The 22,824-nt window shown below is 64.0% G+C and carries 19 protein-coding genes; 12 read left to right on the forward strand and 7 right to left on the reverse strand.

Features of this window, described 5'->3' with window-relative positions; translation table 11 throughout:
• Positions 1-21: 21 nt before the first annotated feature.
• Complete coding sequence (locus K3F44_RS20895; RefSeq protein WP_220632891.1) at positions 22-768, reverse strand: NRDE family protein; 747 nt, start codon at positions 766-768, stop codon at positions 22-24.
• 131 nt (positions 769-899) lie between these two features.
• Between K3F44_RS20895 and K3F44_RS20900 the strand changes: the two genes are divergently transcribed.
• The 3 genes from K3F44_RS20900 to K3F44_RS20910 are packed head-to-tail and all read left to right on the forward strand — an operon-like array spanning position 900 to position 3,540.
• The gene (locus K3F44_RS20900) at positions 900-1,682 is read left to right on the forward strand and encodes a sulfite exporter TauE/SafE family protein (RefSeq protein ID WP_101315392.1); all 783 of its coding nucleotides are present in this window, start codon (positions 900-902) and stop codon (positions 1,680-1,682) included.
• A gap of 28 nt (positions 1,683-1,710) precedes the next feature.
• Positions 1,711-2,520, forward strand: a complete 810-nt coding sequence (gene lgt, locus K3F44_RS20905; RefSeq protein WP_101315394.1) for a prolipoprotein diacylglyceryl transferase — start codon at positions 1,711-1,713, stop codon at positions 2,518-2,520.
• 48 nt (positions 2,521-2,568) lie between these two features.
• Complete coding sequence (locus K3F44_RS20910) at positions 2,569-3,540, forward strand: thymidylate synthase (RefSeq protein WP_101315396.1); 972 nt, start codon at positions 2,569-2,571, stop codon at positions 3,538-3,540.
• A 42-nt stretch (positions 3,541-3,582) separates the two neighbouring features.
• Here the strand turns inward: K3F44_RS20910 and cadR are convergent, their stop codons facing one another.
• Entirely contained in the window at positions 3,583-4,026 is a 444-nt protein-coding gene (gene cadR / locus K3F44_RS20915) for a cadmium resistance transcriptional regulator CadR (protein WP_101315398.1), read from the reverse strand.
• Between the two features lie 134 nt (positions 4,027-4,160).
• Here cadR and K3F44_RS20920 point away from each other — a divergent pair, with 134 nt between their 5' ends.
• The 5 genes from K3F44_RS20920 to K3F44_RS20940 all read left to right on the forward strand — a co-directional run bounded on the left by K3F44_RS20920 (position 4,161) and on the right by K3F44_RS20940 (position 11,304).
• Positions 4,161-6,434, forward strand: coding sequence for a heavy metal translocating P-type ATPase (locus tag K3F44_RS20920; RefSeq protein WP_220632892.1), 2,274 nt, complete (start codon positions 4,161-4,163; stop codon positions 6,432-6,434).
• Positions 6,435-6,443: 9 nt separating this feature from the next.
• Positions 6,444-7,313, forward strand: a complete 870-nt coding sequence (locus K3F44_RS20925) for a LysR family transcriptional regulator (protein ID WP_101315402.1) — start codon at positions 6,444-6,446, stop codon at positions 7,311-7,313.
• Positions 7,314-7,457: 144 nt separating this feature from the next.
• Positions 7,458-8,522, forward strand: a complete 1,065-nt coding sequence (locus K3F44_RS20930; protein WP_101315404.1) for a putative 2-aminoethylphosphonate ABC transporter ATP-binding protein — start codon at positions 7,458-7,460, stop codon at positions 8,520-8,522.
• Between the two features lies 1 nt (position 8,523).
• Positions 8,524-10,248, forward strand: coding sequence for a putative 2-aminoethylphosphonate ABC transporter permease subunit (locus tag K3F44_RS20935; protein ID WP_220632893.1), 1,725 nt, complete (start codon positions 8,524-8,526; stop codon positions 10,246-10,248).
• A 30-nt stretch (positions 10,249-10,278) separates the two neighbouring features.
• Positions 10,279-11,304, forward strand: a complete 1,026-nt coding sequence (locus tag K3F44_RS20940) for a putative 2-aminoethylphosphonate ABC transporter substrate-binding protein (protein WP_220632894.1) — start codon at positions 10,279-10,281, stop codon at positions 11,302-11,304.
• A 1-nt stretch (position 11,305) separates the two neighbouring features.
• On the opposite strand, the gene K3F44_RS20945 is transcribed toward K3F44_RS20940, so the two are convergent.
• Entirely contained in the window at positions 11,306-12,670 is a 1,365-nt protein-coding gene (locus K3F44_RS20945) for a GTPase/DUF3482 domain-containing protein (protein ID WP_150573027.1), read from the reverse strand.
• Positions 12,663-14,054 (reverse strand): DUF2868 domain-containing protein, encoded by a 1,392-nt coding sequence (locus tag K3F44_RS20950; RefSeq protein ID WP_220632895.1) that lies wholly within the window; start codon positions 14,052-14,054, stop codon positions 12,663-12,665. Before K3F44_RS20950 ends, K3F44_RS20945 begins: the two co-directional genes overlap by 8 nt.
• Positions 14,055-14,108: 54 nt before the next feature.
• On the opposite strand from K3F44_RS20950, the gene K3F44_RS20955 reads away from it, so the two are divergent.
• Complete coding sequence (locus tag K3F44_RS20955) at positions 14,109-14,624, forward strand: dihydrofolate reductase (RefSeq protein WP_220632896.1); 516 nt, start codon at positions 14,109-14,111, stop codon at positions 14,622-14,624.
• A gap of 33 nt (positions 14,625-14,657) precedes the next feature.
• On the opposite strand, the gene K3F44_RS20960 is transcribed toward K3F44_RS20955, so the two are convergent.
• Both K3F44_RS20960 and ilvD read right to left on the reverse strand, forming a co-directional pair.
• A complete protein-coding gene (locus K3F44_RS20960) occupies positions 14,658-16,049 on the reverse strand; it encodes an L-cystine transporter (RefSeq protein WP_101315415.1) in 1,392 nt (463 codons plus the stop codon).
• A gap of 247 nt (positions 16,050-16,296) precedes the next feature.
• Complete coding sequence (gene ilvD, locus K3F44_RS20965; RefSeq protein WP_101315417.1) at positions 16,297-18,138, reverse strand: dihydroxy-acid dehydratase; 1,842 nt, start codon at positions 18,136-18,138, stop codon at positions 16,297-16,299.
• Positions 18,139-18,629: 491 nt separating this feature from the next.
• Here ilvD and mgtE point away from each other — a divergent pair, with 491 nt between their 5' ends.
• Positions 18,630-19,685 carry a magnesium transporter gene (mgtE, locus tag K3F44_RS20970; RefSeq protein WP_150570392.1) on the forward strand — a complete coding sequence of 352 codons (1,056 nt, stop codon included), beginning with the start codon at positions 18,630-18,632 and terminating at the stop codon, positions 19,683-19,685.
• A gap of 54 nt (positions 19,686-19,739) precedes the next feature.
• On the opposite strand, the gene K3F44_RS20975 is transcribed toward mgtE, so the two are convergent.
• Positions 19,740-20,936: a class I SAM-dependent rRNA methyltransferase gene (locus tag K3F44_RS20975; protein WP_103435664.1), complete on the reverse strand. Its 1,197-nt coding sequence runs from the start codon at positions 20,934-20,936 to the stop codon at positions 19,740-19,742.
• 252 nt (positions 20,937-21,188) lie between these two features.
• Here K3F44_RS20975 and K3F44_RS20980 point away from each other — a divergent pair, with 252 nt between their 5' ends.
• Positions 21,189-22,007 (forward strand): HDOD domain-containing protein, encoded by an 819-nt coding sequence (locus tag K3F44_RS20980; protein WP_178080808.1) that lies wholly within the window; start codon positions 21,189-21,191, stop codon positions 22,005-22,007.
• A 3-nt stretch (positions 22,008-22,010) separates the two neighbouring features.
• Complete coding sequence (gene mutM / locus K3F44_RS20985) at positions 22,011-22,823, forward strand: bifunctional DNA-formamidopyrimidine glycosylase/DNA-(apurinic or apyrimidinic site) lyase (RefSeq protein WP_101315427.1); 813 nt, start codon at positions 22,011-22,013, stop codon at positions 22,821-22,823.
• The last annotated feature ends 1 nt before the right edge of the window (position 22,824 follow it).

The raw sequence follows: 22,824 nt of genomic DNA on the forward strand, positions 1-22,824 counted from the left end.
CAAGGATGCTGGTGGCTCTGCTCAGACCGCCAGCTCGACCTCACCCAGATGCCCGCCGTAGGGACCAAAGCTGCGTTCGAGCATGCGCCGCTGCCCCGACTTGTGCACAAGCAGCACCGTGCTGGCGCGGGTGCCGTAGTTCTGGCTGGCAATGAATGCGCTCGACAGCAGCCGCTCGGTGGCCAGGCCGACACCGGTGTCCGGCAAATCGGCGTCCAGCGCAGGCTGAGCGTTGCCAAGCAAACCCAGCAGCCGCTGCGGGTCGGCCTCGTCGAGCAGCTCGCGCAGGCCTTGGCGGGTCTGCACCAGCTTCGGCCACGGCGTATCCAGCCTTGCATTGGACAGCCCGTAGACGCCCGGCTCAAGCAATTGCGGCGCTGCGTCAGAGGCGTGCAGGTAGCCCAGCTGCTGCTCGTCGCCAATTAACAGATTGAAGCCTGAGTACTCGCTGCTGCGGCTAGCCACCTGCTCAAGGTATTGCTCAACGCCGAGCTCGCCGCGCAGGTAACCAGCCACCAGTTCACCGCGAGAGCGCAGGCCTTGTGGCTGGCGCGGGTCACGGATATTGGTCAGCGCCGCGAAGCGCCGGTTCGGACCAATCCCCAGCCAACTGCCGCCGGCCTCGAGGTCGCGCCCGGCGTACACCCCCGGTGCGTCGTCCCACGCGCCCAGCGCCTGACTGGGGCGGGCATAGAACTCGTCACGATTGGCCGCAACGATCAGCGGCAGGGCATGCCCCGGCCGCCAGGCAAATACGATCAGGCACATGGCGTAGCCTCTGGTTTTTGCTCACTCTACCCACTGCATCGAGCACTGGCCATCAGCTGACACAGACTTCACTAGAGCCACAAGGCCAGCTTCCGTTACCATGCCGGACTGAATTGTCATGGGGTCGACGAATGGAGTTCGTACTCTACCTGCTGTTGGGCGCCTGCGCCGGCGTCCTGGCCGGGCTATTCGGCGTGGGCGGCGGGATCATCATCGTGCCGGTGCTGGTGTTCAGCTTCACCTTGCAGGGCTTCGAGCCCTCGGTGCTGACCCACCTGGCCGTCGGCACCTCGCTGGCGACCATCATCTTCACATCGATCAACGCCGTGCGTGAGCACCAGCGCAAAGGCGCGGTGCAATGGTCGGTCTTTGTCTGGATGACCGTTGGTATCCTGATCGGTGCGGGTATCGGCGCCAAAACCGCTTCGTTGATCCAGGGCCCGATGCTGCAGAAGATCATTGGCGTGTTTGCCCTTGTGGTCGCCGCGCAGATGGCCCTCGACCTCAAACCCAAGGCCAGCCGTGGCATCCCTGGCAAGCCTGGGTTGTCGGTTGCCGGCGTGGTAATCGGTTGGGCCTCGGCAATCTTTGGCATCGGTGGCGGCTCGCTGACCGTGCCGTTCCTGACCTGGCGCAGCCTGCCGATGCAGCAGGCGGTGGCGACCTCATCGGCCTGCGGCTTGCCCATCGCCCTGGCCAGCGCCCTCAGCTTCATGCTGCTGGGCTGGGACGACAGCCACCTGCCGCCGCACAGCCTGGGTTACGTGTACCTGCCGGCACTGCTTGGCATTGCCCTGACCAGCATGTTTTTTGCCCGTTATGGCGCGCGCCTGGCGCACAAGCTGTCGCCGCGCCTGCTCAAACGTCTGTTCGCCGCGTTGCTGTTCTGCGTCGGCCTGAGTTTTTTGATTTAGCTGCCTGATTTGATCGAGAGGAATCACCATGCTGCCTTACCCGCAGATCGACCCCGTGGCCCTGGCCATCGGGCCGCTGAAAATCCATTGGTACGGCCTGATGTACCTGATCGGCATCGGCGGTGCCTGGCTGTTGGCCTCGCGCCGGCTGAACCGCTTCGACCCGACCTGGAGCCGCGAGAAGCTCTCTGACCTGGTGTTCTGGCTGTCGATGGGGGTAATCGTCGGCGGACGCCTGGGCTATGTATTGTTCTATGACCTGCACGCCTACCTGGCCAACCCGACGCTGATATTCGAAGTGTGGAAGGGCGGCATGTCGTTCCACGGCGGCTTTATCGGCGTGATGCTGGCCGCGCTGTGGTTCGGCAAGCGCAACAACAAGTCGTTCTTCGAGCTGATGGACTTCGTAGCGCCGCTGGTGCCGATTGGCCTGGGTGCCGGGCGCATCGGCAACTTCATCAACGCCGAGCTATGGGGCAAGGCCACCGACGTGCCGTGGGCGATGGTCTTCCCGCCGTTCAGCGACCCGGCGCAACTGCCGCGTCACCCGTCGCAGCTGTATCAGTTTGCCCTCGAAGGTGTGGCATTATTCCTGATCCTTTGGCTGTACTCGCGCAAGCCGCGCCCGACCATGGCCGTGTCGGGCATGTTCGCGCTGTTCTATGGCATCTTCCGCTTCATCGTCGAGTTCGTGCGTGTGCCTGATGCCCAGCTTGGCTACATCGCCTTTGGCTGGTTGACCATGGGCCAGTTGCTCTGCCTGCCGATGATCATTGGCGGCATCGTGCTGATCTGGCTGGCCTACAACCGCAAACCCACGGCCAACGCCGCGGTCTGATTTTCACGGCAGGGGCGATCCCCCTGCCGTTCTCGTTACAGGTAAGTCATGAAACAGTATCTAGATCTGGTCCGCGACGTCATCGACAACGGCACCCTGCAGAGCAACCGCACCGGCGTGCGCACCATCAGCCTGCCCGGCGCCATGCTGCGCTTCGACCTGCAGAAAGGCTTCCCGGCCGTGACCACCCGCCGCCTGGCGTTCAAGTCGGCCATCGGCGAGATGGTCGGTTTTCTGCGCGGGGTGAAAAACGCCGGCGAGTTCCGCGAGCTGGGCTGCAAGGTCTGGGACCAGAACGCCAACGAAAACGCCCAGTGGCTGGCCAACCCGTTCCGTCAGGGGCATGACGACCTTGGCGAAATCTACGGCGTGCAATGGCGCCAGTGGCCAGGCTACAAGCGCGTGCCGCTGAGCAACCCGGCAGCGATCGCCATGGCCGAGCAACAAGGCTTCCGCCAGATCGCCCAGGACGAAGAAGACGGCCAGGCGTTCGTCATCCTCTACAAGGCCATCGATCAGGTGCGTCAGTGCCTCGATACCATCGCCAACGACCCGGGCAGCCGGCGCATCCTGTTCCACGGCTGGAACTGCGCCCAGCTCGACGAAATGGCCCTGCCGCCGTGCCACCTGCTGTACCAGTTCCACCCCAATGTCGAGACCAGGGAAATCTCCCTGACCCTCTACATCCGTTCCAATGACCTCGGCCTGGGCACGCCATTCAACCTCACCGAAGGCGCTGCGCTGCTGTCGCTGTTCGGCCGCCTGACCGGCTACACCCCGCGCTGGTTCACCTACTTCATCGGCGACGCCCATGTGTACGAGAACCACCTGGACATGCTCAACGAGCAGTTCACCCGCGAGCCATTGCCGGCACCCAAACTGGTGATCAGCGACCGCGTGCCTGAGTTTGCCAAGACCGGGGTGTACGAGCCGGAGTGGCTGGAGAAGATCGAGCCGAGCGACTTCAGCCTGGAAGGCTACGAGCATCACCCGCCGCTGACGGCGCCGATGGCGGTGTGATTCGGATTGGTCGCGGGGTCAGGTGCCCCGCGATATTCCTGATCAATGCCCATGACTCCTGCCCACATGCGAGTGCTCGGTCTCTGGCACTGACACCGCACCATTCACCTCCAACTGCTGCAGAATCGCGCATTCCGCCCCGGGTGCGGTGCAGCGTTGGCGCAATTCCACCAGTTGCTCCTGCAGTGCCAGCAGGCCGTCGATGCGGGCCTGGACGTGGTCGATGTGCTCGTCGATCAGCGCGTTGACGCTGCCGCATTGGCCCTCCGGGCTGTCGCGCAGGCGCAGCAGGCTGCGGATCTCGTCCAGGGTCATGTCCAGCGTACGGCAGTTGCGGATGAAGGTCAGGCGCTCGACGTGGGCCTGGGTGTACAGCCGGTAGTTGCCGTCACTGCGGGCGGGCTCGGGCAGCAGTTGCTCGCGCTCGTAGTAGCGGATGGTCTCGACGGCGCAGTCAGTGGCTTTGGCCAATTCCCCGATTTTCATCACGAATCCTCTGCAGATGGCTTGACCCTATAGTGGCTACAGGGTGTTCACTTGGCAATAACTACCCTGTAACCGAGCGTCTTTGCCGCGCAAAGCCTGCTCAAGGGATCGGCGCATCAGCTAAGGACGACTCCATGAACCAGCCTGTCAGCCATGACCACGCGCATGACCATGACGCCCATGACCACGGCCATGAGCACCAGCATGCGCATGCCGCCAAGAGCGCTTGCCAAGACACCAAGGCCCACAGCTGCTGTGGCGGCGAGCCTGCGCCTGCGCTGGTGCAACTGACCGAGCAGGCCAGCAGCGATGCGCAGCTCAGCCGTTTTCGCATCCAGGCCATGGACTGCCCGACCGAGCAAGGTCTGATCCAGGACAAGCTGGGCAAGATGGCCGGTATCGAGCAGCTTGAATTCAACCTGATCAACCGTGTGCTCGGCGTGCGCCATACGCTGCAAGGCACGGACGCAATCGAGCGGGCGATCGACAGCCTGGGCATGCGCGCCGAGCCGCTGACTGACGATGAAGACAGCACAGCTGCGCCTGCCGCCAAGACCCGCTGGTGGCCGCTGGCACTGTCGGCAGTGGCGGCGATTGCCGCCGAAATCGTGCACTTCAGCGCGCTGGCGCCGGAGTGGGTGGTGGCCTTGCTGGCCTTGGCAGCCATTCTTGGCTGTGGTCTGGGCACCTACAAAAAGGGCTGGATCGCCCTGAAAAACCGCAACCTCAACATCAATGCGCTGATGAGCATCGCGGTGACCGGCGCCGTATTGATCGGCCAATGGCCCGAGGCGGCGATGGTGATGGTGCTGTTCACCGTTGCCGAGTTGATCGAAGCGCGTTCGCTGGACCGCGCGCGCAACGCCATCGGCGGCTTGATGCAGCTGACCCCGGACATGGCCACTGTGCAGCAGGCCGATGGCCAGTGGCTTGAGGTGGAAGTGCGTGGGGTAGCGCTCGGTGCGTCGGTGCGGGTGCGTCCTGGCGAGCGCATCGGCCTCGACGGGGAAGTGCTCAGCGGGCAATCGAGTGTCGATCAGGCGCCGATCACCGGCGAAAGCCTGCCCGTGGAGAAGGTTGTCGGCGACAAGCTGTTCGCTGGCACCATCAACCAGGAAGGCGCGCTGGAGTACAAAGTTACTGCCCTTGCCGGCCAGTCAACCCTGGCGCGGATCATCAAGGCTGTGGAAGAAGCGCAGGGCGCGCGTGCGCCGACCCAGCGCTTTGTTGATCAGTTCTCGCGCATCTACACCCCGGTGGTGTTTGCCCTGGCCCTGGCCGTGGCGATTCTGCCGCCGCTGCTGATGGGCGGCGTCTGGTTTGACTGGATCTATCGCGCACTGGTCTTGCTGGTAGTGGCGTGCCCATGTGCACTGGTGATTTCGACCCCGGTGACGATTGTCAGTGGCCTTGCCGCTGCAGCGCGCAAGGGCATTCTGATCAAGGGCGGGGTGTATCTGGAGGGCGGGCGCAAGCTGGACTTCCTGGCCCTGGACAAGACCGGCACGATCACCCATGGCAAACCGGTGCAGACCGATTTCAGCGCGCTTGATCCGCTCTTTGCAGACCGCGCCCAGGCGCTGGCTGCCAGCCTCGGCGAGCGCTCCGACCACCCGGTATCGCGGGCCATCGCGCAGTTTGCCCAGGCGCAGCAACTGCCGTTGAGCGACGTCAGCAACTTTGCCGCGCTGTCCGGGCGCGGTGTGCGTGGCGAGATCGACGGCCAGCTGTACCACCTGGGCAACAATCGCCTGGTCGAAGAGCTGGGCCTGTGCTCGCCGCAACTGGAAGCCCAGCTCGATACGCTGGAGCGCCAAGGCAAGACCGTGGTTCTGCTGCTCGATCGCAGCGGCCCGCTGGCGCTGTTTGCCGTAGCCGATACGGTCAAGGACAGCAGCCGCCAGGCGATTGCCGAATTGCATGAGCTGGGTATCAAAACGGTCATGCTGACCGGTGATAATCCGCACACCGCGCAAGCGATCGCTGCCCAGGTAGGTATCGACCGAGCCGAGGGCAACCTGCTGCCAAGCGACAAGCTGAAGACCATCGAAGCGCTCTACGCCCAAGGGCACCGGGTCGGCATGGTCGGCGACGGCATCAACGATGCACCGGCACTGGCCCGCGCTGAAATCGGCTTCGCCATGGCGGCAGCGGGAACCGACACGGCGATTGAAACCGCCGATGTGGCCCTGATGGACGACGACTTGCGCAAAATCCCGGCATTCGTCAGGCTTTCCCGCGCCAGCGCGGCCATTCTCATCCAGAACATCGTCCTCGCGTTGGGGATCAAGGCGATCTTCCTGGTGGTTACCTTTACCGGCATGGCCACCCTGTGGATGGCGGTCTTCGCCGACATGGGCGTGAGCCTGCTGGTGGTGTTCAACGGTCTGCGCCTGCTGCGCAAATAAGGGATCTGCATGCTGAGTTCCGAGCTCAAGGCCTTCTACATGGTTGCCCGCCTGGGCAGCATCACCCAGGCCGCGAAGAAGCTCGGGCTCAGTCAGCCCACGGTGACCACGCAGATTCGCCAGCTGGAAAGCCACTACGCGGTGGAGCTGTTCTACCGCGGTGGGCGCCGGCTGGTATTGAGCGAGAGCGGTGCGCGCCTGCTACCGATGGTCAAGACCTTGCTGCAGCAGGAAGCGGACATCGAGTTCGAGCTTCGCAACAGCGGCCAGGCCCAGGGCAGTCTGCGCATCGCCGCCACCGCGCCGTATTACATTCTCGACCTGGTGAAAATTTTTCGCCAACGCCTGCCGCAGGTGGACGTAGCGGTGGAAATCGGCAACTCGCAACAGGTGCTGGAGATGCTCGAAGACTATCGCGTGGACGTCGCCGCATCCTCGCAACTGGTTGAGGATGCACGGCTGGTGCGGCGAGTGCTGGGTACAGACCCGCTGGTGGTGGCCGTGCACCGTAGCCATCCGTTGGCGCAACGGCAGACGCTGGCCATCGATGCCCTGGCCGGTCATTGCCTGCTGATGCGCGAGCAGGGTTCAACCACGCGGCTGATGACCGAACAGATGCTTGCCGGGCGTGGGGTCAAGGTCGGCACCTTGCTCGAGATCGGCAGCCGCGAGTCGATCCGCGAGGCCGTGCTGCGCAACATCGGCATCAGCATCATCGCCCGCCATGAGGTACCGCATAACCCCGAGCTGGCCGTGCTCACCCTGGAAGGTGCACCGGTCATGCACGAGTACCTGTATTGCCTCAAGGAGCGGCGCCAGGCGCGCCTGCCAGCGGCGTTTCTTGGTGTCGCGCAGGAAGTATCGGGTATTCAGTTGTAAGTGCTGCGGCAGGCTCATTGCGCAAACGCTAGCACGGCCACTCCCAAATCTGCCTATGGCACTATCGCCAGCTTTGCCCTGAACGCCACAGAACCTTCGCATTGCCTCCCTAGCATGGCCTCTATCTGATCACGAGGCCTGGCCATGACCCACGCTACCCCTACCCCTGGCGCACCGGTAAAAGTGCGCGGTATCGACAAACGCTTCGGCGCCTTCGCTGCGCTGAACAACGTTTCCCTGGATATCGGTGCCGGCGAGCTGGTGTGCCTGCTCGGCCCGTCCGGCTGCGGCAAGACCACCCTGCTGCGTTGCATCGCCGGCCTCGAGCGGCAGGACCGTGGCGAGCTGTACCTGGGCGAGCGCGACATCTCCGAGCTGCCGCCGCAGGCCCGCGACTACGGCATCCTGTTCCAGTCCTATGCGCTGTTCCCCAACCTCACGGTCGAGGCCAACATAGCCTACGGTCTGAATACCAGCAGCCGCGACCAAGCGCGCCAGCGGGTCGGGCAGATGCTTGAGTTGGTCGGCCTGCTTGGCAGCGAGAAGAAATATCCAGGCCAGTTGTCCGGTGGTCAGCAACAGCGGGTGGCGTTAGCCCGCGCCCTGGCCCCGGCGCCGTCTTTGTTGTTGTTGGACGAGCCGATGTCGGCGCTGGATGCGCGGGTACGTGAGCACCTGTGTGGCGAGCTGCGCCAACTGCAGCGCCAGCTCGGCATCACCACCCTGATGGTCACGCACAACCAGGACGAAGCCATGTTGATGGCCGACCGCATAGCCGTGATGAACAACGGCCAGGTCGAACAGTACGACACCCCGCAAGCGATCTACGACCGGCCGGCCACGCCATTTGTGGCCGAGTTCGTTGGCCAGGGCAACTGGCTGCCGTTCCAGCGCAACAGTGCCAGCCACGCCCAGGTCGGCGGGATGAACCTGCGCCTGGCCGCCAATGCCGGTGCGGCCAGCAGCGGTAGGCTGTTCTGTCGCCCTGAGGCGATCACGGTCAACCCGCTGGTGCATGAAGAAAACCTGTTCCCGGCCAAGGTGCGCGAAGTCACCTTCCTCGGTAACCGTTGCCGCATGGCCTTTGAGCTGCACACTCTGCCGGGGCATACCCTACTTGCCGAGCTGGCGCCGGAGGCCATGCCGCGTCTTGGTTCTCAGGACATCTGGGTGGCGCTGCCGCCGCAGAGCCTGCAGGTGTTTGCCTGAGATGGCCGGGCCAATCTCCATGCCCTTGAACCTGGCCACGGCGGACCGAGGCAACGGCGTTGCGCTGGCCGACCGGATCTTTGTGCTCGGCGGCAAAAGCCTGCTGCTGGTGCTGCTGATCGTGGCAGTGCTGCTGCCGCTGCTGGCGATCTTCTGGCGCGGCTTCAGCGGCGACGCCGGCCAGGGCGGCGGCTTGCTGGCAGCACGCGAGCTGTTTACCAGCGCCAACTTCCGCTGGCTGCTCGGTAACAGCCTGGCAGTTGCCTTCACCGTGGCCGCTATCGTCATACCGCTGGCGTATCTGTTTGCCTACGCCCTGCAGCGCACCTTGATCCCGGCCAAGCCACTGTGGCGGGGGATTTCCCTGCTGCCGTTGTTGGCCCCGTCGATGTTGCCGGCGATTGCGCTGGTCTATCTGTTCGGCAACCAGGGCCTGCTGCGCAGCCTGCTCGACGACAACATCTACGGCTTCTGGGGCATCGTTGTCGGTGAGGCCATCTATACCTTCCCGCATGCCTTGATGATTCTGCTGTCAGCGCTGTCGCTGGCCGATGCGCGGCTGTTCGAAGCGGCTTCGAGCATGGGCGCGGGACCCGTGCGGGCATTCTTCAGCGTGACTTGGCCGGCGACCCGCCAGGCCATGTTTGCCGCATTCTGCCTGGTGTTCACCCTGACCATCACCGACTTCGGTGTGCCAGTGGTGGTGGGCGGTGACTATCAGGTGCTGGCGCTGGAAGCCTACAAAGCCGTGGTAGGGCAGCAGCAGTTTGGCCGAGGTGCACTGATCGGCATGGTCCTGCTGCTGCCGGCGCTGTTCAGTTTTGCTGTCGATGCCTGGCTCCGCCGGCGCCAGGGCCAGGCCATGAGTGGCCGGGCGCAGGTGTTCGAGCCCAAGCCGTCGCGCCGCCGCGATGCTGTGTTTCTCGCGGTGGTGGTGCTGGTGTGCAGCGTGCTGCTGGCGGTGGTGGGCATGGCAGTGTATTCGTCGCTGGTCACCTTCTGGCCTTACAACTTGTCGCTGTCGGTCAAGCACTACCTGTTTGAAGACACCGCCGGCGGTGGCTGGCTGGCCTATCGCAACAGCGTGAGCATGGCGCTGTGCACGGCCTTGATCGGCAGTCTGGTGATCTTCGTCGGCGCCTACCTGATGGAAAAAACCCAGGGCCAACGGCTGCTCAACCAGTCGCTGCGACTGCTCAGTTTCATTCCGATGGCGGTGCCGGGGCTGGTGTTGGGCCTGGGTTACGTCTTCTTCTTCAACCTCGCCAGCAACCCGCTGCACGTGTTCTACGGCAGCATGACCCTGCTGGTGGTGTGCACCATTGCTCACTATCTAACTACCGCACAGATGACCGCAACCACCGCCCTGCGCCAGCTCGACGGCGAATTCGAAGCCGCAGCGCTGTCGCTCAAGGCGCCGCTGTACCGGCATTTTCTGCGGGTCAGCCTGCCGATCTGCCTGCCGGCCTTGCTCGACATCATCCGCTACCTGTTCGTCTCGGCGATGACCACGGTGTCGGCGGCGATCTTCCTCTACAGCCCCGACACCATCCTCGCTGCCGTGGCGGTGTTGAACATGGACGATGCCGGCAATGTTGGCGGCGCTGCGGCGATGTCGACGCTGATCCTGCTCACCAGTGCTACCGCTTCGTTGCTGCTGGCCGCCGCCTCGCGTGGCCTGCTGCGCCGCTCCCAGGCCTGGCGCCAATCCGCGCCCGGCCATTGACTGCCTGCCCACCCTGAAAGGAAACGCACCATGTTCAAGCCAGTTGCCCTTGCTGCTGCCATCAGCGCCATTTTCAGCCTGCAGGTGTCTGCCGCGGAGACTCAGCTGACGGTCTACACCGCGCTCGAAGCCGAGCAGCTGAAGACCTACAAACAGGCCTTCGAAAAGGCCAACCCGGACATCGAGATCAAGTGGGTGCGCGACTCCACCGGGATCATTACCGCCAAGCTGCTGGCCGAGAAAGACCGCCCGCAGGCTGATGCAGTGTGGGGCCTGGCGGCGTCCAGCCTGGCCATTCTCGACCAGCAGAAAATGCTCGAAGCCTATGCGCCGAAGGACCTGGCGACGATCTCGAAGAACTACCGCGACGCGGCCAATCCGCCGGCCTGGGTGGGCATGGATGTATGGGCCGCGACCATTTGCTTCAACACCGTCGAGGCCGAAAAGCAGGGCCTGAGCAAGCCGGTCAGCTGGCAGGACCTGACCAAGCCTGAGTACAAGGGCAAGATCGTCATGCCCAACCCGGCCTCATCGGGCACGGGTTTCCTCGACGTCAGCGCCTGGCTGCAGACCTTTGGCGAGCCGCAGGGCTGGGCGTACATGGACGGCCTGCACCAGAACATCGGCCAGTACGTTCACTCCGGCTCCAAGCCGTGCAAGCTGGCCGCGTCGGGTGAATTCCCGATCGGCATTTCCTTCGAGTACCCGGCCGTGCAGCTCAAACGCCAGGGTGCGCCGCTGGACATCATCCTGCCCAAGGAGGGCCTGGGCTGGGAGATTGAAGCCACTGCAGTGATCAAGGGCACGCCCAAGGCCGCTGCCGCCAAGCGCCTGGCAGACTTCTCGGCCAGCCCTGCGGCGATGCACCTGTATAAGGAGAACTTCGCCGTGCTCGCTGCCCCCGGCATGGCCAAGCCGCAGACCGAGTTGCCGGCAGACTATGAGCAGCGCCTGATCAAAAACGACTTTGCCTGGGCCTCGCAGAACCGCGACAAGATCCTTGCCGAGTGGCGCAAGCGCTACGACGGCAAGTCAGAGAAGGTCGCCCAGCAGTAACTCAAAGCTGCTCGAGCAACTGCTCCAGTTGCTCCTGGCGCTCGGCCTGATTGAGCCTCGCGCCAGGGTTGAGCGACGACCACTGCGGGTGTGCCCGGGCCTTGTGCAGGGCTTCGGGCAGCTTGCCCTCGCGCCAGGCCTTGTCTTCCCCCGCCTGCAGCTGAATGCTCTGCTGCGCCGCATGGCCGCGGCTGTCCAGGGCCTTGAGAAGCTGCTGCTGACGCAACGCGAGCAGCCGCAGCACAGCGTCATCCACCGTCAATTCCCGCTGGCCCTTGAGCTTGCCGAGCAAGCGCGAGCCGTAGCTGCGTGCGGTTTGCAATGCGCCGCCAGCGATTGCCCCGGCCAGCGCAGCGGCGCCCAGGGTCAGCCCGCCCACCAGCAAATCAACGCCGGCGCCCGCGGCTGCACCGGCAGCAACGCCGCTGCCCAGGCGCACACCAAGCAGTTTCAAGGTTTCCGGGTTGAACAGATCATCGCCCCAGCGCCCATCCAGCAACGGCAAGTCGCCTGCGCTGGCGTCTTCGCGGCGGAACGCATACAGCTTGAGCAACCCCTCGACACAGCGTTGCTCGCGCTGGCGCACTGCTTGGCGCAGGGCTTCGATCGCCTGCGCTTCGGCCGCCGGTTGGGCCTCGACGCTACGCCGGCAGGCGGCACAATCGAGCAACAGTTCGGCGATCAGGCGCTTGGCGCTGTGCTGGCGGGCCAGACGCTGCGCCTGCTGATCCTCGATCAGCCGTTGCAGGGCGGGACGTGACTCTTCCAGCAACAGCGCGAGGCTTTCATACAGGCGGCGCTCGCCGTCTTCTGGCGGGGCCACGCTATCAAACCGCACCAGTGCATGCAGGCCCAGCCGTGCCAGGGCTTCGCGCCATTCCGGCTCGCGGTGCTCGCTGCTGGCGACAAAGTTGAGCACCGGCAGCAGCGGCCGCCCGCAGCTGGCCAGCACTTCCAGTTCATCACGGTATTTGGCCAATACCGGCTCACGGGCATCGATCACGTACAGCCCGGCATTGCTGGCGAGCAACTGGCGCAGCACCTTGGCTTCCTGTTCGAAACGCTGACGGGCTTCGCTGCCTTGCAGAAAGCGCTCGAGCCGGGCTGGGCCATCCAGCCGTTCGCCGGGCCGTTCCAGGCGTTCGAGATAGTCGAGCAGGGCGATGGCATCTTCCAACCCTGGCGTGTCGAACAGGTCCAGCAACGGCTCGCCATCCACCGACAGCCGCGCACCTTCGACGTGGCGGGTGGTGCTGGGGCGATGCGAGACTTCGCCGAAACCGACGTCACGGGTCAGCGTGCGCAGCAGCGAGGTCTTGCCGACATTGGTGTGGCCGACCACGGCCAGTTTCAGCGGCTCAGTCATGGCCTTGCTCCAACCAGTTCAAAGGGGCACTGTCGGCATAGGGCAGGCCGAGGCGGTCGAGGGCTTCGTGCCAGTCGCTCAGGCGCGCGCTGTCCAAGGTCTGCCCGGTAAGCGCCGGCAGCAGCCAGATCCGCGTTGCGCCTGCGTTGCGCGCCAGTTCGGCGAGCAGCGCCAGGCTGCCGCGGTCTGGAGAGCGGCGTGGGTCGCAGGCGATGGCCAGGCGGGCCGGGGGGAAGCGGCTGAGTTGCTCAAGCAGCTTGTTGCGCGACTCGCGGCTGTCGAGCAGGCCGGCGTCGCTCACTCCAGCCGGCAACGCCGGCGGCCAGGGGCGTTGATCATCCAGTTCCAGGCCCACCAGCACTGCACCGCTGGCGCTGGCGTCCAGGTGCCCGGCGTGAAACTCCGGCAGTAATTGCGGTGCTGCGTCCTGCACGCCCAGCCGTTCGCTGCTAGGCATCAGCGCTTCGCGCAAGTGCGCATAGCCGGGCAGGCTCACGTCCAGTTGCAGGCGGTTACGGCCCTGGCGCCAGCGCCACAGGCACAGCAGCGCCAGCAGCAGGCGCGGCAGCAGGCCATACACCAGTACCACCCCAAGCAACCAGCTGGCCCAGGCCTGGCGCGCTACATCCAGCGCCGGCAGGGTCGCGCCGCTGGCGCGGATCATCGCTTCGTCCGGCACGGCAAAGCCGAGCAGCGAGGGCAGGGCGCCAAGGGTATGGGTCAGGGTAATGAACGGCTCGGCGGCGAGCAGGGTAGTTTCCCAGACAAAGCCGTAACGGCGGGTTGCCAGCAATGCCAGCAGCATGACCACGGCGGCAATCATCGCCAACAGCCATAGGCCATGCACCAGGGCACCGAGCAACCAGCGGTTGAGGCGCTTACGTTGCAGCAGCACCACCAGCGCCGGCGCCAGGTGCGCGGCCTTGGCGTCGCGGGCGAAGCGCTCGCTCAGCCACAGCCACAGCCGGCCGAGGGTTGCCCCTTGCTCGCCGGCGAACAGCAGGCCGCCTGCCCAGCCGATCAGCATCAGCAGGTTGAGCCCGAGCAGGCTGCCCAGGGCCCAGAACACATTGACCGGGCGTTGACCATCGCCAAGCGCGGCCAGTCCGAGGCCGGCGCCGCTGACTACCGCCAGAATCATCATTGCCAGCAGGGCCAGCCGTGCGCCTTGTTTCCAGTGGCACAGCGCCTCGGCCAGGCCATCGCGTTCGGCCAGCCACAGGGCGCGGGTTTCGATCCGCGCAGCAAGGTCGCCGCCCTGCTGGCGGGCGCGGCGGTTGGCTTCCTGATCTTCCAGAGGGCCGGCGTGTTCCTCGCGCAGGCGGACCGCTTCGGTGAGCCAGCGCTTGTCGAGTGGAGTGGGTGCAGTCACAAGGTCTTCCAATGCACAGGTCAGGGCACAAGCTTAACCCAGCTGCGGTTTGCTATCCTCGTCGGCATGAAGACATCTCTCCCCCTCAGCCTGATCGCGGCCTGCGCCAGCAACCGCGTGATCGGCATCGACAACTCCATGCCCTGGCACCTGCCGGGGGACTTCAAATACTTCAAGGCCACCACCCTCGGCAAGCCGATCATCATGGGCCGCAAGACCTGGGATTCGCTGGGCCGGCCGCTGCCAGGGCGGCTGAACATCGTCGTCAGCCGCCAGCCTGGCTTGCAGCTGGAAGGCGCCGAGGTGTTCCCCTCGCTGGAGCAGGCGCTGGCCCGTGCCGAGCAATGGGCGCACGAGCAGGGCGTCGATGAGCTGATGCTGATTGGCGGCGCGCAGTTGTACGCGCTGGGGCTGGAGCAGGGGCTGGTCAGCCGCATGTACCTGACCCGGGTCGAACTGTCGCCGCAGGGCGATGCGTGGTTCCCGGAGTTCGACGCGCAGCAGTGGACACTGGATTCGAGTGAAGCCCAAGCGGAAGACGGCAAGCCTGGCTACCACTTCGAGGTATGGAACAAGCGTTGATAGACAAGGGCCGCGATGCGGCCCTTGTGCGTTTCAGGTGTGGCTCAGCTCGGCGTGCTGGTCATCGTCCAGCACGGCCTTGTCGGTACTCTTGAGCAACTGGCTGGTGACCACGCCTGCGGTCATCGAGCCATTCACGTTCAACGCGGTGCGGCCCATGTCGATCAGCGGCTCGACCGAGATCAACAGCGCCACCAGCTCGACCGGCAGGCCCATCGCCGGCAGCACGATCAACGCGGCGAAGGTCGCGCCGCCACCCACACCTGCGACACCCGCCGAGCTCAAGGTGACAATCGCGATCAAGGTGGCAATCCACAGCGGATCGAAGGTATCGATACCCACCGCTGGCGCCACCATCACCGCCAACATGGCCGGATAGAGGCCGGCGCAGCCATTCTGGCCGATGGTTGCGCCAAACGATGCGCTGAAGCTGGCGATCGACTGCGGCACGCCCAGGCGCCGGGTCTGCGCTTCGATATTGAGCGGAATGCTCGCCGCACTGGAGCGGCTGGTGAAGGCGAAAGTCAGCACCGGCCAGACCTTGCGCAGGAAGCGCAGCGGGCTGACTCCGGTGGCGGCTAGGATCAGGCCATGTACCACGAACATCAGGCCCAGGCCGAGGTACGACACCAGCACGAAGCTGCCCAGTTTTAGGATGTCTTCGATGTTCGAGCTGGCGACCACCTTGGTCATCAACGCTAGCACGCCGTACGGGGTCAGCTTCATCACCAGGCGCACCAGGCGCATGACCCAGGCTTGCAGGGTGTCGATGGCCGACAGCGCGCGTTCACCTTTTTCGCGGTCATCCTTGATCAGTTGCAGTGCCGCCAGGCCAACGAACACGGCGAAGATCACCACGCTGATGATCGAGGTCGGCTTGGCCTTGGCCAGATCGGCAACCGGGTTGCTCGGCACGAATGACAGCAGCAGCTGCGGGATATTCAGATCGGCGACCTTGCCGGCATAGTCGCTCTGGATCGCCTGCAGCCGCGCCGCTTCGGGGATGCCCGCGACCAGGCCCTCGGCGCTGAGGCCGAACAGGTTGGTCAGCAATACGCCAATCAAGGCAGCGATGGCAGTGGTCAGCAGCAATGTGCCGATGCTCAGCACACTGATCCGGCCCAGCGCCGAAGCATTGTGCAGGCGCGCTACTGCGCTGAGGATCGAGGCAAAGATCAGCGGCATGACGATCATCTGCAACAGCCCGACATAGCCGTTACCGACCAGATCGAGCCAACCGATGGTGGCCTTGAGCACCGGATGCCCTGCGCCGTAAACGGTGTGCAAGGCCAGGCCGAACCCTACGCCCATGACCAACCCGAGCAGGACCTTCTTGGCCAGGCTCCAATCGGTGCGGCGGGTTTGCGCCAGGCCCAGCAGCAGGGCCAGAAACGCCAGCAGATTAAGTGACAACGGCAGGTTCATTACAGCTCCGGGATCGAAAAAGGGGGCGTCGCGTCTGGGCGCGATTGCGAACTCAAATGCTAACAGCTTGAAAACAAACGAATTTATATCTGAATGGAATGTGCTTAGGTCGGTATGGAATAACAACGGCTTCGACGTCGCAATAAACAAACCGTTTCACCTGATGAGCGCTGTCTGAGCGGGCAGGCTGGCTACAGGCGAAAAAAAACCGGCGCACCAGGCGCCGGTCTGTTTTTGCCGAAAAGTCTTACAGCCCGTCGAGCAACGTCTTGTCGCGCACAGCGCCTTTGTCGGCACTGGTTGCCAGCAGCGCGTAAGCCTTCAGCGCCGTGGTGACTTTGCGCGGACGCACTTCCACCGGCTTCCAGCCCTTCTTGTCCTGCTCGGCGCGGCGGGTGGCCAGCTCCTCATCGCTGACCAACAGGTTGATCGAGCGGTTGGGGATGTCGATCAACACCTTGTCGCCATCGCGCACCAGGCCAATCGCGCCACCGGCAGCGGCTTCAGGCGAAGCGTGGCCGATCGACAGACCCGAGGTACCGCCAGAGAAGCGGCCATCGGTGAGCAGGGCGCAGGCCTTGCCCAGGCCTTTGGACTTCAGATACGAGGTCGGGTAGAGCATCTCTTGCATGCCCGGGCCGCCTTTCGGGCCTTCGTAACGGATGATCACGATGTCGCCGGCCTGTACTTCATCGGCCAGAATGCCGCGCACGGCGCTGTCCTGGCTCTCGAAGATCTTCGCGTTGCCTTCGAACACGTGGATCGATTCGTCAACACCGGCAGTTTTCACCACGCAGCCATCAAGGGCGATGTTGCCGTACAGCACGGCGAGGCCGCCTTCTTGCGAATAGGCGTGCTCGAAGCTGCGGATGCAGCCGTTTTCACGGTCGTCGTCGAGGGTTTCCCAACGGGTCGATTGGCTGAACGCGGTCTGCGTCGGGATGCCACCAGGGCCGGCCTTGAAGAAGGTGTGCACAGCTTCATCGTCGGTCTGGGTGATATCCCATTTGGCGATGGCTTCTTCCATGCTCGGGCTGTGCACGGTCGGCAGGTCGGTGTGCAGCAGGCCGCCACGGGCCAGCGAGCCGAGGATGCTGAAGATGCCGCCGGCGCGGTGGACGTCTTCCATGTGGTACTTCTGAATGTTCGGCGCAACCTTGCACAGCTGCGGCACCTTGCGCGACAGCCGGTCGATATCACGCAGGTCGAACTGGACCTCACCTTCCTGGGCTGCAGCGAGCAGGTGCAGGATGGTGTTGGTCGAGCCGCCCATGGCGATGTCGAGCATCATGGCGTTTTCGAACGCCTTGAAGTTGGCGATGTTGCGCGGCAGCACCGAGGCGTCGTTGTCGCCGTAGTAGCGTTTGCACAGCTCGACGATGGTACGGCCGGCAGTGAGGAACAGCTGCTCACGGTCGGAGTGGGTGGCCAGGGTCGAACCGTTGCCAGGCAGGGCCAGGCCGAGTGCTTCGGTCAGGCAGTTCATCGAGTTGGCGGTGAACATGCCGGAGCACGAGCCACAGGTCGGGCAGGCGCTGCGCTCGTACTCGGCGACTTTTTCATCGCTGGCGGTAGAGTCGGCGGCGATGACCATGGCGTCGACCAGGTCCAGGCCGTGGCTGGCGAGTTTGGTCTTGCCGGCTTCCATCGGCCCGCCGGAGACGAAGATCACCGGGATGTTCAGGCGCAGTGCAGCCATGAGCATGCCAGGGGTGATCTTGTCGCAGTTGGAGATGCACACGATGGCGTCGGCGCAGTGGGCGTTGACCATGTACTCGACCGAGTCGGCGATGATCTCGCGGCTGGGCAGCGAATAGAGCATGCCGTCGTGGCCCATGGCGATGCCATCGTCGACCGCAATGGTGTTGAACTCTTTGGCCACGCCACCGACGCGCTCAATCTCGCGGGCGACCAGTTGGCCCAGATCCTTGAGGTGCACATGCCCCGGGACGAACTGGGTGAACGAGTTGGCGATGGCGATGATCGGTTTCTTGAAGTCTTCGTCCTTCATCCCGGTTGCGCGCCACAGGGCACGGGCACCGGCCATGTTGCGGCCGTGGGTGGAAGTCTTGGAACGATAATCAGGCATGAAGCACTCCTGGCGGCTGAATCAGGTCAGAAAAAAGGGAAGTGAGCTTCTCTTGTCCTTTGCACCGCAGGCCGGTTGCCACTGGCACGGATGAGGTCGAAAACACTACGGGATCGCCGCAAGCTCGACCAGAGCTCATAAACCCGCCGGGGATGACTGGCGATGAATAGGCCGATTCTACACCGCTGCGGCCGTGAAGGGAGGCCGATGTGCCGGGTGGATATTGGCTAGGCATTGGCCGAACTGTCGTAGGAGCTTTCCTAAATGCGCTCGAACGGGCAATTGCTGGCTGACGTGCCCTCGCCAGCTGCCTATTATCGCCGCGCCGCATGTGCGGCTCGACGAGATACACCCTCAATGGACCTTCCCAGTTTTCAGTTCATCACGAACCTGCATTCTGGCACTGAGCGCGCTGGCGCCAGGGCTGCCGAAGGCTTGCACCTGAGAGGGTGAGGGCTGCAGGCGCCCGCGTCGGCGCCTGGAGACAACACATGCACTACTCCCCCGATTATGTAGACGCGCAAGCCAAGCAGCGCCGCGACGCCCAGGCTCGACGTGACCACCTGCTGCGGTCGCAGCTCCATCCTGCCGGCACCGCCGGTGCGCTGATGATCAGCCAGTACTCAAGCCTGGAGAGTGGCTTGAGCGCCAGTCAGGCGATCGACATGCTGCGCCGCGAGGCGGCTGATGCCGAAACCATCTATCAGTCCTATGTGCTCGATGAGCAGCGCAACCTGCTCGGCACCGTGTCGCTGCGCGAGCTGATCCTGGCAGCACCCGAGGCGGCGATTGAACAGGTCATGGTGCGCAATATCATCAGCGTCAGCGTGCACACCTTGCAGGAAGAGGTGGCGCGGTTGATTCGCCTGCATGACCTGCTGGCGGTGCCAGTGCTCGACGACGACGGTCGCTTGGTCGGTCTGGTGACCTGTGACGAAGCGTTGGATGTGGTGGTGGAAGAAGCCACCGAAGACTTCCACAAGGGCGCGTTGATCGCCAATCACGTCGGCAACCTGCGCGACGCCACGCTGGGGCTGCTGTACCGCAAGCGCGTGCTGTGGCTGGTGTTGCTGGTGTTCGGCAACCTGTTCTCGGGCGCGGGCATCGCCGCGTTCGAGGAAACCATCGCTGCGCATATCGCCCTGGTGTTCTTCCTGCCATTGCTGGTCGACAGCGGAGGCAATGCCGGTGCGCAGTCGGCAACCCTGATGGTACGAGGCCTGGCGACGGGCGAAGTGGTCATGGCGGACTGGCTGCGGATGCTTGGCCGCGAGTGCGGCGTGGCCCTGGCGCTGGGTGCGACCATGGCAGTGGCGGTAGCTTCGCTGGGGATGTTGCGCGGCGGTGCGGACATCGCCTTTATCGTCGCCAGCAGCATGCTGGTGATCGTCTTGATTGGCAGCCTGATCGGCATGAGCCTGCCGTTTCTGCTCAGCCGGATCAACCTTGATCCAGCCACGGCGAGTGGGCCGTTGGTGACGTCGGTGGCTGATGCAGTGGGGGTGTTGATCTACTTCGGCATTGCTTCGCAGGTGCTGGATATCTGAGCAGCAGCGATGACAGCGACCAGGCGTCGCTGTCATCGCGCTCAGGCCAGCGGCTTAGCTGTTGGGCAGCAAGCGGCAGGTGATGCTCTTGATGTAGCGGGTTTCAGGGATCGCCGGGTGCACCGGGTGATCAGGGCCCTGACCGCCGCGCTCGAGCAACTGCAGGTTGCGGTCGAGGTGCCGGGCGCTGGTCAGCAGGATGTTGTTGAGGTCGTCTTCGGGCAAGTGCATCGAGCACGAAGCGCTGACCAGAATGCCGTCCTTGTTGAGCAGGCGCATGGCTTGCTCGTTCAGGCGACGGTAGGCGCCTTCGCCGTTTTTCAGGTCTTTCTTGCGTTTGATGAAGGCGGGTGGGTCGGCGATGATCACGTCGAAGCGCTCTTCAGCGGCCTTCAGCTCGCGCAGTGCTTCGAACACGTCACCTTCGATGCAGGTCAGCTTGTCGCCGATGCCATTGAGTGCTGCGTTGCGCTCGACACCGTCCAGAGCAAAGCTTGAGGCATCCACGCAGAACACTTCGCTGGCACCGAACACGCCGGCCTGCACGCCCCAGCCACCGATGTAGCTGAACAAGTCGAGTACGCGCTTGCCTTTGGCATACGGCGCCAGGCGGGCACGGTTCATGCGGTGGTCGTAGAACCAGCCGGTCTTCTGCCCTTCACGCACCGGGGCTTCGAACTTGACGCCGTTCTCTTCCAGGGCGACCCAGTCCGGCACTTCACCGTAAACGGTTTCGACATAACGCTGCAGGCCTTCGGCATCGCGCGCGGCGGAGTCGTTCTTGAACAGGATGCCGCTCGGCTTGAGCACCTGCACCAGGGCGGCGATCACGTCGTCCTTGTGCTGCTCCATGGTCGCCGAGGCCAGCTGCACCACGAGGATGTCGAAGAAACGGTCGACGACCAGCCCTGGCAGCAGGTCGGAATCGCCGTAGACCAGGCGGTAGCACGGCTTGTCGAACAGGCGCTCACGCAGCGACAGGGCTACGTTGAGTCTGTGCACCAGCAGCGATTTGTCCAGCTGCAGCTTGATGTCACGCGACAGCAGGCGCGCGCAGATCAGGTTGTTCGGGCTCAGCGCGACGATGCCCAGCGGTTTGCCGTTGGCGGCCTCGAGCACAGCCTGCTGGCCGGCTTGCAGGCCTTGCAGTGGCGTCGCGGCAACATCGATTTCGTTGCTGTAGACCCACAGATGGCCGGCGCGCAGGCGGCGATCGGCATTGGCTTTGAGGCGTAGGCTGGGCAGGGACATGACGTCGCTCCGGAAAAAAGAGCGGGATTATAGCCTGTTGCCAGGCCCGTCGGTGCGGTGGATGACGAAGCGCTGCGGGAGCTGCAAGGGTGGCTGACACCTGGGGTAGCAATCTTGGGTCGTGCTGCAATGATGCAGTGGTTGGTGCGTTGGGGGGCGCCGGGGTTAGAATCGGCTGACCTTATCGAGTATGTACGTATGTCCCAGGAACTCACCGCCGAACAGATCCAGCACGCCTTGCAGGGCATCACCATTCCGCCGCAGCCGCAGATCATGGTCGACCTGCAGTTCGAGCAGTACATGCCCGACCCCGATCTGGAAACCATCGCCAAGCTGATCGCGCAGGATCCGGGGCTGTCGGGGGCCTTGCTCAAACTGGTCAATTCGCCGCATTTTGGCCTGAGCAACAAGATTGGCTCGATCCAGCGTGCGGTCAACCTGCTCGGCAGCCGCTCGATCATCAACCTGATCAACGCGCAGTCGATCAAGGGCGAGATGAGCGATGAGACCATCGTTACCCTCAACCGCTTCTGGGACACCGCCCAGGACGTTGCGATGACCTGCCTGACCCTGGCCAAGCGGGTCGGCATTCAGGCAGCGGACGAAGCCTATACGCTGGGCCTGTTCCACGATTGCGGCGTGCCGTTGATGCTCAAGCGCTTCCCCAACTATATGGAAGTGCTCGAAGAGAGCTACGCGAAAGCCGATGAGCAGACCCGCGTGGTCGATACCGAGAATCGCGCGTTCAACACCAATCACTCGGTGGTGGGTTACTTCACCGCCAAGTCCTGGCGCCTGCCCGAGCACATCAGCGCGGCCATCGCCAACCACCACAACGCGCTGGCGGTGTTCCGCGACGAAACCTCGCGCAATACCCAGAACCAGCTGAAGAACCTCTTGGCAGTGCTGAAGATGGCCGAGCACATCTGCTCGTCGTATCAGGTGCTGGGCAATCAGTCGGTCGATCATGAGTGGAACGCGATCAGCGCGCTGGTGCTCGATTACATCGGCCTGTCCGACTACGACTTCGAGAACCTCAAACAGACCATTCGCGAATTGGGCGGGCGCTGACCGATGCCTGAATTGCCAGAAGTTGAAACCACCCGCCGGGGCATTGCGCCGTATCTTGAGGGCCAGCGCGTCAGTCGCGTGGTGGTGCGCGAGCGGCGTCTGCGCTGGCCGATCCCGGATGACCTCGATGTGCGGTTGTCCGGGCAGCGTATCGTCAGCGTCGAGCGGCGGGCCAAATACCTGTTGATCAACGCCGAGGTCGGCACGCTGATCAGCCATCTGGGCATGTCGGGCAATCTCAGGCTGGTCGAACTGGGTTTGCCGGCGTCCCGCCATGAACACGTCGATATCGAACTCGAGTCCGGGCTGGCGCTGCGCTACACCGACCCGCGCCGCTTTGGTGCGATGCTCTGGTCGCTTGATCCGCTCAAGCATGAACTGCTGCTGCGGCTGGGGCCGGAGCCACTGACCGAGCTGTTTGACGGCGACCGCCTGTTCAAGCTGTCACGTGGGCGGGTGATGGCGGTCAAGCCGTTCATCATGGACAACGCGATCGTGGTCGGGGTGGGCAACATCTACGCCACCGAAGCGCTGTTCGCCGCTGGCATCGATCCGCGCCGCGAGGCGGGCGGTATTTCCCGTGGGCGTTATCTGAAGCTGGCGCTGGAGATCAAACGGGTGCTGGCAGCGGCCATCGAGCGTGGCGGCACTACCTTGCGCGACTTTGTTGGCGGCGATGGCCAGCCGGGCTATTTCCAGCAGGAGCTGTTTGTCTATGGTCGCGGCGGCATGCCCTGCAAGGTATGTGGCACTGACCTGCGCGAACTCAAGCTGGGCCAGCGGGCCAGTGTGTATTGCCCGCGCTGCCAGCGCTGAC

Source organism: Pseudomonas sp. S07E 245 (assembly GCF_019599025.1).
Classification (GTDB): domain Bacteria; phylum Pseudomonadota; class Gammaproteobacteria; order Pseudomonadales; family Pseudomonadaceae; genus Aquipseudomonas; species Aquipseudomonas shirazensis.